Source organism: Silvimonas terrae (genome assembly GCF_014202765.1).
Taxonomy (GTDB): Bacteria; Pseudomonadota; Gammaproteobacteria; order Burkholderiales; family Chitinibacteraceae; genus Silvimonas; species Silvimonas terrae.
Genome location: NZ_JACHHN010000008.1, coordinates 96702 through 112378 on the forward strand (window position 1 = coordinate 96702; position 15677 = coordinate 112378).

At 59.5% G+C, this 15677-nt stretch carries 14 protein-coding genes; all 14 read left to right on the plus strand.

The window, feature by feature from the left end; genetic code table 11:
* Positions 1-124 precede the first annotated feature (124 nt).
* The 14 genes from HNQ50_RS17390 to HNQ50_RS17455 all read left to right on the plus strand — a co-directional run bounded on the left by HNQ50_RS17390 (position 125) and on the right by HNQ50_RS17455 (position 15391).
* Positions 125-1309, plus strand: a complete 1185-nt coding sequence (locus HNQ50_RS17390) for a sensor histidine kinase (RefSeq protein ID WP_184102476.1) — start codon at positions 125-127, stop codon at positions 1307-1309.
* A gap of 58 nt (positions 1310-1367) precedes the next feature.
* Complete coding sequence (locus tag HNQ50_RS17395) at positions 1368-1694, plus strand: STAS domain-containing protein (RefSeq protein WP_246428771.1); 327 nt, start codon at positions 1368-1370, stop codon at positions 1692-1694.
* Positions 1695-1712: 18 nt separating this feature from the next.
* The gene (locus HNQ50_RS17400; protein WP_184102477.1) at positions 1713-3428 is read left to right on the plus strand and encodes an ATP-binding SpoIIE family protein phosphatase; all 1716 of its coding nucleotides are present in this window, start codon (positions 1713-1715) and stop codon (positions 3426-3428) included.
* 127 nt (positions 3429-3555) lie between these two features.
* Positions 3556-4233, plus strand: a complete 678-nt coding sequence (locus HNQ50_RS17405; protein ID WP_281386218.1) for a chemotaxis protein CheB — start codon at positions 3556-3558, stop codon at positions 4231-4233.
* Positions 4234-4284: 51 nt separating this feature from the next.
* Positions 4285-5628: a sigma-54-dependent transcriptional regulator gene (locus tag HNQ50_RS17410; RefSeq protein WP_184102478.1), complete on the plus strand. Its 1344-nt coding sequence runs from the start codon at positions 4285-4287 to the stop codon at positions 5626-5628.
* Positions 5629-5796: 168 nt separating this feature from the next.
* Positions 5797-6120, plus strand: a complete 324-nt coding sequence (gene fliE, locus HNQ50_RS17415) for a flagellar hook-basal body complex protein FliE (RefSeq protein ID WP_184102479.1) — start codon at positions 5797-5799, stop codon at positions 6118-6120.
* A gap of 37 nt (positions 6121-6157) precedes the next feature.
* Complete coding sequence (gene fliF / locus HNQ50_RS17420) at positions 6158-7879, plus strand: flagellar basal-body MS-ring/collar protein FliF (RefSeq protein ID WP_184102480.1); 1722 nt, start codon at positions 6158-6160, stop codon at positions 7877-7879.
* Positions 7880-7992: 113 nt separating this feature from the next.
* A complete protein-coding gene (gene fliG / locus HNQ50_RS17425) occupies positions 7993-9000 on the plus strand; it encodes a flagellar motor switch protein FliG (RefSeq protein WP_246428772.1) in 1008 nt (335 codons plus the stop codon).
* A gap of 15 nt (positions 9001-9015) precedes the next feature.
* Positions 9016-9921, plus strand: a complete 906-nt coding sequence (locus tag HNQ50_RS17430) for a flagellar assembly protein FliH (protein ID WP_184102481.1) — start codon at positions 9016-9018, stop codon at positions 9919-9921.
* Positions 9905-11317 (plus strand): flagellar protein export ATPase FliI, encoded by a 1413-nt coding sequence (gene fliI, locus HNQ50_RS17435; protein WP_184102482.1) that lies wholly within the window; start codon positions 9905-9907, stop codon positions 11315-11317. Before HNQ50_RS17430 ends, fliI begins: the two co-directional genes overlap by 17 nt.
* Before the next feature lie 52 nt (positions 11318-11369).
* A complete protein-coding gene (gene fliJ / locus HNQ50_RS17440) occupies positions 11370-11810 on the plus strand; it encodes a flagellar export protein FliJ (protein ID WP_184102483.1) in 441 nt (146 codons plus the stop codon).
* Between the two features lie 38 nt (positions 11811-11848).
* A complete protein-coding gene (locus tag HNQ50_RS17445; protein ID WP_184102484.1) occupies positions 11849-12256 on the plus strand; it encodes a nuclear transport factor 2 family protein in 408 nt (135 codons plus the stop codon).
* Positions 12257-12370: 114 nt separating this feature from the next.
* A complete protein-coding gene (locus tag HNQ50_RS17450; protein WP_184102485.1) occupies positions 12371-13594 on the plus strand; it encodes an HD-GYP domain-containing protein in 1224 nt (407 codons plus the stop codon).
* 177 nt (positions 13595-13771) lie between these two features.
* On the plus strand, positions 13772-15391 hold the full coding sequence (locus HNQ50_RS17455) for a methyl-accepting chemotaxis protein (protein WP_184102486.1): 1620 nt from the start codon (positions 13772-13774) through the stop codon (positions 15389-15391).
* The last annotated feature ends 286 nt before the right edge of the window (positions 15392-15677 follow it).

The window sequence follows — 15677 nt, forward strand, 5'->3', positions numbered from 1 at the left end:
TGTAGCGCTTCCCCCATATCGGTAAAGCACTAAAAAACTTTAGTTGCGAAAACGCATTACTAAAGTAGCGCATGCTGATGACATTTATAATAGAAACGCCAGCATTCAACAAGGAGTGGCAGCAATGCCGGATGAAAGTGCCAGCATGAATCCACGTGAGCTGGAGGAGGCTTTTTCTCTTTTCACTGCAGCGTCAAGGCAATTGACTGACGCTTATGCCGATTTGCAACAACAGGTTGAGTTTCTTACAACGCAACTCGAAATTGCCAACGGCAATCTGCGGCGTGAGCTAGAAGAAAAGGCCGCTTTGTCCCGTCGGTTAGCCCATTTGCTGGCCAGATTGCCCGCTGGCGTCGTGGAACTGGACGCCCAAGGGCTTGTTGCTGCGCTTAATCCGGCCGCTTCTCAATTATTAGCACCATTGGCGGCGGGCGAAAGCTGGTTAAAGTTTCAGGGTGATCATTTACAACTCGCACCCATGACCGATATCTGGGTCTATCCCCGCCCCCAGGGTGCGCTGAGACTCAGCATAGTCGAAAGTGACATGCCAGAAGAATCAACCCGCATTTTACTGGTGCATGACCTGACAGAAAGCTGGGAAATGGAGCAATCGCTCATGCAGCACAAGCGTTTGGCCTCCATGGGCGAGATGGCCGCCGGGCTGGCGCACCAGTTACGCACCCCCCTGGCGACGGCATTGCTGTACGCCGGCCATTTGTCCCGGGCGGAACTGGCCGACGCCGACCGGATCAAATTCAGTGAGAAAACCACGGCCCGTTTGCGCCATCTGGAAACCCTGATCCAGAACATGTTGCGTTTTGTACGCGGCCAGGACATGTCGCTGGAGGCCGTTGATCTGGTGGCCACAGCGCAAGAGGCGGCCCAGACCTTGCAGCCACAGATGGAGATACGGGGGCTTCGGCTTTCGCTAATGCTGCCAGAGGATGAAATTCTCATTCTGGCCAATCGCAAGGAATTACTTGGCGTGGTTCTCAATCTTCTGGACAATGCGATGCTCGCGTCACAAGACAGTGCCGAAATCGGGTTGACTCTTGAAGTTGCCGGCGGGACCGCCATTTTAAGAGTGATTGACCAGGGTTGCGGTATGTCGCCCCAGGTGCAAGCCCGGTTGTTCGAGCCGTTTTTTACCACCCGTAAAGAGGGAACCGGCCTTGGCCTTGCCATCGTGCGTAATCTTGTCAATTACTGGCACGGTGAAATCGAGGTGCAATCTGCGACAAGTCAGGGCAGTGTGTTTACGATTCGGTTGCCAGCTTGTCGCGACGCAACTAATGTTCAGGTACGATAATTGACGACAGCACTTCGTTGTTGCTGACAATCATTGTATTGGTTTGCTGTTAAGTAACTTGCAAAAGGTTGAAGATCCCATGACGCCCACTGTTCAGATCGAAGGGGATGCAGGTCGTGTCATTCTCTCGGGACAGTTTGATTTCAGTGCCCATCGCGAATTTCGCCAGGTTTGTGAATCACTGATTGCCAATCCGGAAATCAAGGAAGTGCTTGTTGATTTCCAGAACGTCAATTATCTGGACAGTTCTGCCCTGGGTATGTTGTTGCTATTGAAAGAAAAAATCGGCGCCGCGAGTAAAAGCATGGCGCTGGTCAACTGCCGCGATACGGTCAAGCAGGTGCTTGAGATTGCGTGTTTCGGCAAAATTTTCACCATCCGGTAATCCGGCGGTCCCCCCGGCATGAAAATCCTCGTTGTCGATGACACCGAGGCAGTCCTCCTTCTGATTTCCCGTTTTATAGAGGCCCTGGGTCATAGTGTGATCCAGGCGCGTGATGGGAGCGAGGCTGTCCAAAAATGGCGCCAGCATCAGCCTGATCTGGTGCTGATGGACATGATGATGCCGGTCATGTCTGGCCCGGAAGCTGCGGTCGCCATCAAGGAAGAGGCCGGGCAATCCTGGGTGCCTATCGTTTTCGTCACCGGGGTGGGTGAAGAAAACCGGCTGGCCGACGCCATTGAGCGCGGCGCCGACGATTACATCAGCAAACCCGTCAATTTCCGGGTGCTGGAGGCCAAACTCAAGGCCTTCAACCGTACGCTGGAACTCAATCGCAAGGTGCGCGAGCAGTCTGCCCGCCTTGCCAGTTATTACGACGCGGCCGAAGAAGAAAAACGCGTGGTACGGCATTTGATGGACCAGATGGTCAATGCCGAACGTCTGAACGACCCCTTGCTTGATTACTGGCTGTCACCGGCTGAATCCTTGTCTGGCGACTTGATTGCGGCTGCGCGCACGCCCGGTCAGGTGTTGTATGTGCTGTTGGCCGACGGCATCGGCCATGGCCTGACGGCGGCGCTGAATGTGCTGCCGCTGACCCAGCCGTTTTACAGCATGGCAGAGAAGGGCTATTCGCTCTCTGACATTCTGGTGGAAATGAACAACAAGGTGCGTCAGGTGCTGCCGGTGGGGCGGTTTGTCGCTACGGTACTGATTGCCATCGATGAAACCACGCACTGTATTGAAGTCTGGAACGGCGGTATGCCGACCGTCCATATGCTCGATAGCAAGGGTGCGGTGGTACATCAGTTCAAGTCCTCCAATCTGCCGCTGGGTATTGTGCCCACCCAGGACATGGAAACCATCACCGCCCGCTATTTCTATAGCGAGCCGGGTACGGTGCTGGCCTGTTCTGATGGTTTGACCGAAGCACGTGCACCAGATGGTGAAGCATTCAGCGAGGCGCGCTTGTTGCAACTGGTGCGCCAACAACCCGAAGAAGTACGCCTCTCTGCCTTGCAGGGCGCGCTGGCTGATCATCTGGCCGGTCATCCGCATCACGACGATATCTCGCTGGTGATGATGCGGTTTGGGCAGCACATGCTGGGCGAGCGCCCATTGGCCGCGCAGCAAAGTGCCGAGGCTATGGCCACCATGGCGCTGGTCGGTACCGGTCAAAGCATGTGGCATTACAGCCTGACCCTGGGCGCGGAAGAACTCCAGTACATCAACACCGTGCCGTTCATGATGTCGTTTGTGAACGAGATCAAGGTGCTCAAGCCGTACCAGTCTGAGGTGTTCCTGATCCTGAGCGAACTCTTCGTCAATGCGCTGGATCATGGCCTGTTGAATATGGATTCCACCCTCAAGCAAGGCGAGCAGGGTATGGATCGGTATCTGCTGGTGCGCGGACAGCGTTTGGCCGCACTCAAGCAAGGGCACATCGAAATTGACCTGAATGGCCTGCGGATCAACGGCCGCGATGTGTTGCGCATTCGCATCAAGGACACCGGCCCGGGTTTTGACTGGCCGCGTTTCAACTTGCCGGAAGATGATCCGGCCCGGCTGCACGGACGCGGCCTGATGCTGGTACGCTCCATGTGCGCGGCGATCCAGTTTCCGGGCAGCGGCAATGAGGTGGTCGTGCATTATCTGCCTGGACCGGCCAGAGTCTGAGACCGCCCCGGCAAGGCTGACAGGTGTTCCACGGCAGGTCATCTCGCAACGGTGTGCTGACTACACCATAATGAAGTGATATAAAGCGATCCCCGGTCCGGGTCCGCCACCCCGCAGGAGGATGTCGATGTCGCGGCCAGAATACGGCGAAAAACCGACCATGCTGAATGTCCCCAGTTACACCGCTGATGTCGTGCTGCCCCGCAAGGTGCGCCCGCCGGTGACCTCTGCCCGTGTCATTGTGGTGGGTGCATCCACCGGTGGCACCGAGGCGCTCAAGGTATTGCTTGAGCCCTTGCCGCCAGATACGCCACCCATCCTCATCACCCAGCACATGCCGGAAAGCTTCACCCAGTCTTTTGCCCAGAGACTTGACTCGATCTGTCGCATCCGCGTCAAACAGGCCGAAGATGGCGAGCGCTTGCAAACGGGCTGCGCTTATATTGCGCCAGGCCATTCGCACTTGTTGCTGACCAGTAACGGTCCGGCCTGGACCTGCGCTTTATCCCAGGCCCAGCCGGTTAACCGGCACCGGCCGTCAGTGGATGTGCTGTTCCGTTCCGCAGCCAACCTGGGCGGCGCTAACGTGGTCGGGGTCATCCTGACCGGGATGGGGCGCGATGGGGCGGCCGGCATGCTGGAAATGCGTGAAGCGGGGGCGCAGACCCTGGCGCAGGATGAAGCCAGTTGCGTGGTCTTTGGCATGCCCAAAGAAGCCATCGCCGCCGGTGGGGTACAAGAAGTGTTGCCACTCAAGGATATGGCTGCGCGCATGCTGCAGTTAAGCCGCATTCCGGCGCGCTGAGCGCCCGCCGCTGCGCTCGATTGCTCAATCACCAAGTTGTACGGGTAAACCATGGCATTACCGGTTTTGATCGTTGAAGATGACGATGCATTGCGCGAAGCGCTGGTGGATACACTGACCCTGGGCGGCCACGATGTGGTCGAGGCGTCAGATGGCCAGGCCGCGCTCAAACTGCTGGAACACCAGCGTGTGGGTCTGGTGTTGTCAGACGTGCAGATGCGTCCCATGGATGGTGAAACCCTGCTGGGCGAAATCAAACGGCGTTACCCGTGGGTGCCGGTCATTTTGATGACCGCCTATGGCGTGGTCGAAAAAGCGGTGGCGGCCCTGCATGCCGGCGCCGCGCATTACCTGCCCAAACCCTTTGAGCCTGATGCGTTGTTGCAAGAGGTGGCGCGTTATCTGCTGCCCGATGGCAGCGAGGAGCACGTGATTGCCGAAGACCCGGCCATGCGCGCCTTGCTGGATGTCGCGCGCCGGGTGGCGCAATCGGATGCCTCGGTGCTCATCACTGGTGAATCGGGCACCGGCAAGGAAGTATTGGCCCGCTTTATCCACCGCAACAGCCCGCGGGCAGACAAACCTTTCGTTGCGATCAACTGTGCGGCGATTCCGGAACAATTGCTGGAGTCCACCCTGTTTGGGCACGAACGCGGCGCATTCACGGGCGCGGCCGTGCAGCATATCGGCAAGTTTGAACAGGCAGATGGCGGCACGCTGTTGCTTGATGAAATTACCGAAATGCCCCTCTCGCTGCAGGCCAAGCTGCTGCGCGTGTTGCAAGAGCGTGAGGTGGAGCGGGTAGGTGGCACCAAACCGCTGAAAGTGGATTTGCGTGTTCTGGCGACCTCCAACCGGGATCTGCCCAACGCGGTGGCCAATGGCCATTTCCGGGAAGACCTGTATTACCGGCTCAATGTGTTCCCGCTGGCGCTGCCGGCATTGCGCGAGCGGCCGGATGACGTGGTGCCGCTGGCCCGCGCCATGCTGGCCCGTCATGCTGCCCGCATGAACCGCCGTGCTCCGGCGCTGACGCCAGAGGCCATCCGGCAACTGGCCGCCCACGGCTGGGAAGGCAATATCCGCGAACTGGACAACGTGGTGCAGCGGGCCTTGATTCTGGCCCCGGGTGACGTGATCGAGGCGGCACATTTATACCTGCCGCAACGCCCCGGAGCACCTGCCCCGGTGATGAGTACGGCGGCGGTTGTTGCCCATGTCGTGGCAGCGGCGCCAACCGACCTCAAGGCGCTGGAAAAACAACACATTCTGGACGCGCTGCGGGCCAGTGGCGGCGTGCGTAAACAGGCCGCTGAACGGCTGGGAATGAGCGAGCGCACGCTGCGTTACAAGCTGCAGCAGTACCGCGAAGAAGATGGCGGCCTTGACGCGTAAGCCGGGCCGACGGACAGCCGGTCTTGCCTGGGTGTTGCGGATGTGCCGCAGCAAGTACAAATGCATGAATTGCTTGCCCGGCAGGGCCCCGGCCCCCTACAATCTGGGCATACTGCGTCTTTTTATGTCTCATCCATTTTCAACGGCCCCAAACGGACCAAACAAGCCATGAGCGTGCAAGGCATCGATCAATTGCTGGGCGAACTGAAAGCCATGTCTGCGCAAGCAGCAGGCCAGAGTGCTGCGCCCGCTGCCAGCGACACGGGCGCCGCCAATTTTGCGGATATGCTCAAGTCGTCGATCGACCAGGTTGCGCAAGTTCAGAACAGCGCTGAAGCACAGCAAACGGCTTTTCAATCCGGGGACCCCAATGCAGACCTGCAAGATGTGATGGTCTCGCTGCAAAAAGCGAGCCTCTCTTTCCAGACCATGGTGCAGGTGCGCAACAAACTGGTTAGCGCGTACCAGGAAATCATGAACCTCCAGGTCTGATGATCTGGCGGTATAACCGGGCACTTACAAGTTTGTTATGGCGGAAGCGGACGTAGCAGTTGAGGGCGGGCGTGCACAGGGTAATGCCCTGGAGTCAGCCCGTCAGCGCTTTCTGGATCTCCCGAATTCGCGCAAAGCCCTGTTCATGATCGGGCTGGCGGCGTTGATCGCCGTCTTGATCGGCGTGGCCCTGTGGAGCCGCGAACCCGATTACCGCATTCTCTACACTAATATTGCAGACAAGGACGGCGGCGAAATCCTCCAGTCCTTGCAACAACTCAACATCCCCTACAAGACCGACCAGGGTGGCACCATTTCTGTGCCGGCCAATCGCGTCTATGACGTGCGCCTGCAACTGGCCGCGCGTGGCCTGCCCAAATCTGGCGATGTCGGCTTCGAATTGATGGATAACCAGAAGTTCGGTGTTTCACAATTTGCGGAGCAAGTGAACTATCAACGCGCGGTGGAAGGTGAACTGGCGCGCTCCATCGAAACCATCCAGTCCGTCGACAAAGCGCGCGTGCACCTTGCCATGCCGCGGCAGACCGTCTTTTTGCGGGATCAGCAAAAGCCGTCGGCCTCCGTGATTCTGACCATGCGCCCAGGCCGGGCGCTGGATCCGGGCCAGGTAGCGGGTATTGTGCACCTGGTGTCTTCCAGCGTGCCTGAACTGACGGTATCAAACATCAGCGTGGTGGATCAGGACGGCAATTTGTTGTCCAACAACAATTCGGCCAATCACGCCAATCTGGACGCACGCCAACTGGTGTACGTGCAGCAGATCGAGAAAGGCTACGTTGATCGCATCCAGTCCATTCTGGAGCCGCTGGTCGGCAAGGAAAATGTCCACGCCGAAGTCACCGCCCAGGTGGACTTTGCCGAAGTGGAGCAGACTTCCGAAGCCTATAAGCCCAATACCGCGTCTGATACCGCTTCGATTCGTAGCCAGCAAACCATGAGCCAGGACGGCAAGGATGCCGGCGCAGGTGCTGCTGGCGTGCCTGGCGCGCTGTCTAACCAGCCGCCGGGGGCTGCGGCTGCGCCGATCACCGTCACCAGCGCCTCTGGTCCGGCCGCTGCCGCGCCCGCTGGCGGGTCTAATTCGCGCCGTGAATCCACCACCAATTACGAAGTGGACAAGACGGTTCAGCACGTCAAACAGCCGGTGGGCACCGTCAAGCGCCTGTCTGCCGGGGTAGTCATCAACTACAAGCCCAACCGTGACAAAGATGGCAAGCTGACCTGGGCCCCCTATACGCCGCAGGAAATGACCCAGATCAACAATCTGGTGCAGGAGTCGATCGGTTATAACAAGGATCGGGGCGATTCGATCAACGTCGTCAACGCGACCTTTGCTGGGGCGCCACTGCCGGAAGCCGAACAAGGCTTCCAGGACCAGGCCATGTCGTTTATCAAAGCGAACCTGGCCAACCTGATCAAGCTGGGCCTGATTGCGCTGGTGGTGTTGTATCTGTTGCTGTTTGTGGTGCGCCCGCTGATGCGCGATCTTTCCAAAGCGCGCGAAGAGCCCAAAACCGTGGAAATCGATTTTGGCGATGGCGTCACCCTGACCGACGAAGAAGCCGCCGCGCGCGAAGACGAAGAACAGGAAGCCGCCGCCAGGATTGCCGCGCAGGCCGACCTCCTGGGTCAAGCCCGCGAAATGGCCAAGAACGACCCGCGCATGGTGGCAACCATCTTGCGCGAATGGATGTCGAACGAGGAAGACGCCTCGCCGAATTCCAACAAGGTGGGTTGATCTGGTGACGGGGCCCGGCGAGACCGGGCCTCATCTGTTTGACCGCTTGCCCGATTGCTTGTTTGATTGCGGGTGGCCGCTGCCCGGCAACCCCTTTTCCTGGAGTGCAGACCATGCCCGCCACACTGAACGAAGAAGGCGTACGCAAAGCCGCCATCTTGTTGATGACGCTGGGCGAAGAAGCCGCCGTCGAGGTGTTCCGCTACCTTGGCCCCAAGGAAGTCCAGAAGCTGGGCTTTACCATGGCCGCCATGGACAACGTCAAGCGCGAAGAAGTCGACGGGGTGCTGGGCGACTTCATGGATTCCACGCAAAACCGTGCCAACCTGGGCGCGGCCGACGAATATATCCGCTCTGTGCTGACCAAGGCACTGGGCTCGGACAAAGCCGCCAACCTGCTGGACCGCATCTTGCAGGGCAATGACAACAACGGTATCGAGTCCCTCAAGTGGATGGATTCTGCCGCCGTGGCTGAACTGATCAAGAACGAACACCCGCAGATTATTGCCACCATCCTGGTGCACCTGGAGCCGGATCAGGCGTCTGAAGTGCTGGCTAACTTTGTTGAGCGTAACCGCAACGACGTGCTGCTGCGGATTGCCACGCTGGAAGGCGTACAACCGGCTGCACTGAAAGAACTGAACGACGTGCTGACGCAATTGTTGTCCGGCTCGGACAAGCTCAAGAAGAGTGCCATGGGCGGCGTGCAGATGGCGGCCGACATCCTCAACTTTATGGGTGGCGTGGTCGAGGCGTCGGCCATTTCCAGCGTGCGGGAGTACGATCCGGAACTGGCACAACGCATCCAGGACAAGATGTTTACTTTCGACAACGTGCTCGATATCGACGACCGCGGTATCCAGTTGTTGTTGCGTGAAGTGCAGTCTGACTCGCTGGTCATTGCACTCAAGGGCACCACGCCGCAGTTGCGGGACAAAATCTTCAAGAACATGTCCCAGCGCGCCGCAGAAATGTTGCGCGATGATCTGGAGGCCAAAGGCCCGGTCAAACTCTCCGAAGTGGAATCCGAGCAGAAAGAAATTCTCAAAATCGTGCGCCGCCTTGCTGACGAAGGCCAGATTGTGTTGTCCGGCAAGGGTGAAGAAGGGCTCGTCGAATAATGAGGATGTCACCTCATGGCTAACCCCCCGCGTCGCGTCATCCCGCGTGAAGAACTCACCGCCTGGGAGCGCTGGGAACTGGGTACGATCGACGACCCCACGCCGCCGCGTGTGCGGCCAGGGCATGCCCCGGCCCCCGTTCCGACGCCTGTGGCAGAGCCCGCGCCCACGCCGCAGGCCGCGCCGGTAGCAGAGCCTGTCGTGCCCGCTGTGCCGGATCAACCGGTCTTGCCACGTGTGCCCCTGCCCACGGCAGAAGAACTGGAAGCCATTCACCAGCAAGCGCATGAAGAAGGTTTTAACGCCGGTCAGGCCGAAGGCCTGGCTGCCGGCCGGGCGCAGGCTGAGGACGAAATCAGCCGGCTCAAGGTCTTGCTGGATCAGCTTGCCAATTATTCTGAACGCGCCCAGGCAGAACTGGCCGAGTCCGTGCTGGACCTCTCGCTCGTGGTGGCGCGTGAACTGGCGCGGGTGGAAATCGATGCCGACCGCAACCGTGTGCTGCCGGTGATCCGTGAACTGATTGACTCCATGCCGGTGGTGCGTGCGCCGGCCCGCATCATTGCGCATCCGGATGATGTTGACGCGCTGGAAGCCTTGCTGGGCGTGGAATTGCCGCGTGATGTCTGGCGCATTGTGGTCGATCCCAACCAGACGCCGGGCGGTTGCAAGGTAGAAACCCCGACCTTGCGGGCTGATTTGACGCTGGCGTCTCGCTGGGCGTCCCAATTGCGCGTATTGCAACGTGCCAATCGGGCCGATCTGGCCTGGAATGCGGAAGTGCCGCTGGTGCCGGAACCCGCCTTGTCAGCACCCGATCCCGTCCCGCCACCGGCTGCCACGCCGGTGCCGATCGTGCCGCCCGAGATCGAATCGGTTTCGCTGGATCTGGATGCGCCGGCCGATGACGAATCTGTTTGATACCACCCGGTTGTACCTGGAAGAAGCCGCTGCGGCCAGCAAGCGCATCCGCCCCTGGCTGCCGCGCGGCAAGCTGGTGCGCGTGTCCGGCCTCGTGCTGGAGGCCACCGGCCTGCGCTTGTCCATTGGGGCGTCGTGTGAAGTGATGACGCCGGGCAACCTGGCGGTCGAAGCCGTGGTGGTGGGGTTCCAGGACGAAAAACTGTTTTTGATGCCGCTGACCGAAATCTATGGGGTCGAGCCTGGCGCCGAAGTCGTGCCGCATGAAGATGTCGCAGCGTGGGTTCCCGAGTATGGCAAGCCGCGTGCGCCGCAACGGCGTATCGAAGATCACGGCCGCCAGGTGCCGGTGGGCTGGGGCATGCTGGGCCGGGTGGTGGATGCCCTGGGTCGCCCGCTGGATGGCAAAGGCCGGGTGGAAAGCGAAGACTGGATGCCGCTGTTCGCGCGTCCGTTCAACCCGATGTACCGCGAACCGGTGCGGGATGTCATGGACGTCGGCGTGCGCGCCATCAACGCCCTGTTGACGGTGGGGCGTGGGCAACGGCTGGGCCTGTTTGCCGGCTCAGGCGTGGGTAAATCCGTGCTGCTGGGCATGATGGCCCGCTATACCACGGCTGATGTGGTGGTGGTGGGCTTGATCGGTGAACGTGGCCGTGAGGTCAAGGATTTCATCGAAAACATTCTGGGTGAATCCGGCTTGCAACGTTCGGTCGTGGTGGCTGCGCCGGCAGATACCTCGCCCTTGCTGCGCCTGTACGGCGCGGCCTACGCCACCAGCATTGCCGAGTATTTCCGCAATGAAGGCAAGAACGTCTTGCTGATCATGGACTCGCTGACCCGTTACGCCATGGCCCAACGCGAGATTGCCTTGGCAGTGGGCGAACCACCTGCTACCAAGGGATATCCGGCGTCGGTCTTTGCACGTTTGCCCCAGTTGGTGGAGCGTGCAGGGAACGGCAAAGAGGGCGGGGGCTCCATCACGGCGTTCTATACCGTGTTGTCGGAAGGCGATGACCAGCAAGACCCGATTGCGGATAACGCGCGGGCCATTCTGGACGGCCACTTTGTCCTGTCGCGTAATCTGGCTGAATCTGGCCATTATCCGGCGATTGATATCGAAGCATCGATCAGCCGGGTGATGACCGATATCGTGTCTCCCCAGGAGTACGAGCTGGTTCGTCGTTTCAAGCATTTGTGGTCGCGTTACCAACGCAGTCGCGATCTGCTCAGTGTGGGGGCGTATGTGGCGGGCAGTGATCCAACCCTGGATGACGCCATCCGCCGCTTCCCCTCGTTTGAGCATTTTCTGCAGCAGGCCATCGAAGAACGGGAAAGCTATGCCGGTGCACGCACCAGACTGGCTGAACTCTTTGGCGTGGCACCGCCGCAGTAAGCCGCGCTGGGCGTGGTTTGCAGGGTGATGACCGTTTTACGGATATAACAACGTGGCTCAGTTTCGTTTTGCCTTTCTGTTGTCGCTTAGCCGCGAACAACGCGAAGACGCCGCCAGAATCATGCAAAGTGCCGCTGCCAAAACAGAAACGGCCCGGCAAAAATTGTTTCAGGTTGAATCGTACCGCTCGGAATACCGGGCCCGGCTGACCCAGTCCGGGCAGGGCGGCATGACGGTCACCCAATGGCGGGATTTTCAACTCTTTCTGGGCCGACTGGATGAAGCGGCCACGCAGCAGATGACTGAGGTCGAACGCCTGCAACGTGAGTACGATAAGTTCAAGGCGGCATGGCAAGAGTGCGAAAAGAAGGTCAAGGCCTTCGAGACGCTGGAAACGCGCCACAATGCCAATGAACTCAAGCGCGAAGCGCGCCAGGAACAAAAGCTGGTGGATGAATTCAACAGCCGTCCCCGTGGCGACCGTGCCATGTAAACCCATCCATCAAACCTTGCCGGATGTTGCGCCACGCCATGCCTGACTTGTCCGACGCCGCTTTGTATGCCCATCTGATTGAGCTTGAAACCACCTTGCACCGGCCAGTGGTGCGGCAGGATGCGGTCAAGGTGGGGGCATTACTGGACGACGGCTTTACCGAGATCGGCCGGTCCGGGCGGACCTGGGACAAAGCCGCCATGCTGCACGAGTTGATGGCCCAGCGCGATGCCCCCACGGTGTATGCCGATGAGTTCCGCTTCAAGCGCCTGGCCCCGGCGATTGCCTTGCTGACCTATCGCTCTGCCGCACTCGCTAGCGATGGCACGCTCTCTTTGCATGCCTTGCGCAGTTCGGTCTGGCGTCAGGCCGGCCTGGGTTGGCAGATGGTGTTCCACCAGGGCACGCCAACGGCCCCGTTTGTGGCAAATCTGCCTGCCGGATAAGCCCGGCCCACCCGCCGAAGCAGAGCGCTGTTACAGTGGAAACTGACTGACCGGTTGAATCGGCCAGGTCAGTCGGGCCAACGTGCCGCATTCCACACCCTGTAGAGCCCGTGCATGATCCGTAAAATAACAATCGACCAGCTAACGGTGGGTATGTATATCCATGATCTGAACCTGGCGTGGTTCGATCACCCGTTTGTGCGTAACCAGTTCATGCTCGATTCGGCCGAAGATCTGGCGCAGATTCGCGCTATCGGCCTGAAAGAGTTGTACATCGACTCCGCCAAAGGGCGGGATGTGGCGGAAGCACCAAGCCTGGAAGAAGTCCAGGCCAGGACCGAAGCCACCTTGCTTGAAGCATTGCTCAAACCCGATGGGGCCGGCCACAAACCGACTTCACTGCGGGATGAAGCTCATCGTGCGGTCAGTATTCACAAGCAGGCCGACAGGGCCGTGCGCAAGGTCATGCAGGATGTCCGCCTTGGGCGCATGGTCGAAATTGCCGAAGTGGAAGACGTGGTTGATGCCATTGCCGGCACCATTGAGCGCAACCCGAGCGCCATGCTGGGCATCTTGTGCATTCGCAACAAGAACGAATACACCTTTTTGCATTCGGTCGCCGTCGGCACCCTGATGATTGCGTTTGCCAAAAGCATGGGCATGGACGCAGACACCGTGCGCAGTGCCGGCGTGGCCGGTTTGCTGCATGACACGGGCAAGATGTGCGTGCCCGATCACATTCTGGACAAACCCGGCCGGCTGACCGAAGAAGAATTCAACGTCATCAAAAGCCACCCGCTGGAAGGCTGGGAAGTGCTGCGGCAACTGGATGGCATTGACCCGATTGCGCTGGAAGTCACCCTGCATCATCACGAGCGGCTGGATGGCACGGGTTACCCGCACAAGCTCAAAGGGGATCAAATCAGCCAGATCACGCGCATGGCCTCGATTGTGGATGTCTACGACGCCATTACCTCTGACCGCGTCTATCACAAGGGCCTGCCAGCCGCGCAGGTGCTGCGCAAGCTGTGGGAATGGAGTCCGGATCACTTTGACCCGCAACTGGTGCAGCACTTTATCCGCACGGTGGGCATCTACCCGGTGGGGTCTGTGGTGCGGCTGGAATCCGGGCGGCTGGCGGTGGTGATTGAAGCCAACGCAAAGGCCCCTTTGTTGCCCCGGCTGAAGGTGGTGTTTTCACTGCGCAGCAACAGTTATATCCCGCCAGAGGAGTTTGACATGGCGCGGCAGGCACAGCGGGGCGCGGATCGCATTGTGGGGGTGGAATCCGCAGAGCGTTATGGCATTGATATCAGCCGCTATCTACTGACGCACTAGCCCAATCTTTGCAACACTTGCCAGCAAAGATTGCGCATGCCTCCGCGGTTTTCGCAAAAATTCAATTGCTTATGCAAGCATGTGTGCAAGGAAACTGACACCGGCGCCATCCCGTAAGCAAAAAATGTAAGCCTGACTTATGATCAAGGCATGACATTGTCGGAAGGGAGAGCCGCCATGTTGCGAAGCGTTCGAGGCAAGATTCTGGTGTGCTATCTGGTTGCCGCCAGCCTCGTGGCAGCGGCGGCGTTTGTCGGCATTGCCGGCATGCAATCGAGCGTGCGCCGCTACGAAAACGACGTCAAACAGTTGCAAGACGCACGCGTACAAGTGCTGTCCATGCAAGTGACCTTCAAAATCCAGGTGCAGGAGTGGAAAGACACCCTGCTGCGCGGCAGCAAGCCAGAAAAACTGGATCAGTACTGGAGTGCCTTCCTGAAAGACGAGGCCGCAGTACAACAGACCGCAGACCATCTGCAACAAAGCCTGCCGCCTGGCCCCAGTGCCGATCTGGTCCGCCAGTTCCGGGACGCCCACCAAAAGCTGGGCGAGGGGTATCGCAAAGGCCTGGAAGCCTTCAAGGCCGCCGGCTTTCAATCTGCCGCCGGAGATGCCGCCGTGGCCGGAATCGACCGCGAGCCCACCCGCATGCTGACCGACGCCGTCGCCCGGATCAGTGATGACTCCACCCAGATTGAAGCGCAAGCCCACAACATGGCAGAACGCCAGTTCATGCTGAGTATGGTGGGCATGATTGTGGCTATTGTGGCTGGTTTGTCCGGCTTTTACTGGCTGGCCACGCGGACGGTCACCGGCCCGCTGGGAGAAGTCGCCAACAAGGTCCAGGTGCTGACGCGGGAAAACGACTTCACCTCACGCATCAACGTGACATCCGACGACGAGATTGGCGCCCTGGGGACGGCGCTCAATACCTGTCTCAGCCATGTCCAGAAAGCCCTGCAGCGCATGAACACGGTGTCCAATGAACTCTCCGCTAGCGCCACTGCGCTGGATGGGGCCTCGCGCCAGTTGGCCAACAGTACCGAGTTGCAAAACCAGAATACCGGCAGCATTGCCGCAGCGGTAGAGGAGATTGCGGTCAGCCTGGCGCATACCTCGACCGAGGCCCAGGAGGCCCATGGTTTATCCAAAGAAGCCGGTGGCAAAAGCGGGCAGAGCGCCGAGGAATTCGGGCGCACCCAGACCAGCATTACCTCCATTGCCTCTTTGATTGAAGAAGCCGCGCGCGACGTGGATCAACTGGGTAATGCCTCCAGCGAGATTTCCGGCGTGCTGGACGTGATCAAGAGCCTGGCCTCGCAGACCAATCTGCTGGCGCTGAACGCAGCCATTGAAGCCGCCCGCGCAGGGGAGCAGGGCCGTGGCTTTGCCGTGGTCGCGGATGAAGTGCGCAAACTGGCTGAACATACCTCCAACTCGACCAACCAGATTCAGACCACCATTACCGGCATCCAGCACAGCGTGGGCCGCGTGGTCTCACAGATGGAACTGGTCGTCGGGCGGGTGGACGAATGCCGCACGCAAGCTGGTAACGCCGCCGACGTGGTGCAGCAACTGCGTGATGCCAGCAGCCGGATTGAATCCGCCATGGGTGAGGTCGCGCTGGCGGTGCGTGAGCAAAGCATCGCCAATGAATCGATCTCGCAAAACGTGGAGCATTTGGCTCAAAGCAGCGAACACAACGGGGCCGCCACCCGCACTGCCGCGGATCAGGCCACGACGGTGAATGGGCTGGCTGGGCGGTTGCGGGAGATTGTGGCGGAGTTCCGGATTTGAGATAGCGGGACGCTGTTCCTGCCTCGGGCGGGGAGGTGGTTCGCCGGAGTGTGAGTGGTGACTGCGCTATGGGCATGGGGGCCAGGGCTGTTCCACTGACTCGTTGTTCCGGTCCTCGGCGGCCCCCTTGCCCCGGAAACCAGTTCGGCCACCGCAGGCGGCCTTTGCTGGCAGATGCCACTCGTAGCCCGGATGAAGCGAAGCGGGAATCCGGGGTGGCTTTCTGGTTCATATTGCTGTGGTTTTTAGCGCCTGACGGCGTGGGTTTTAAAAGCATTTGATACCG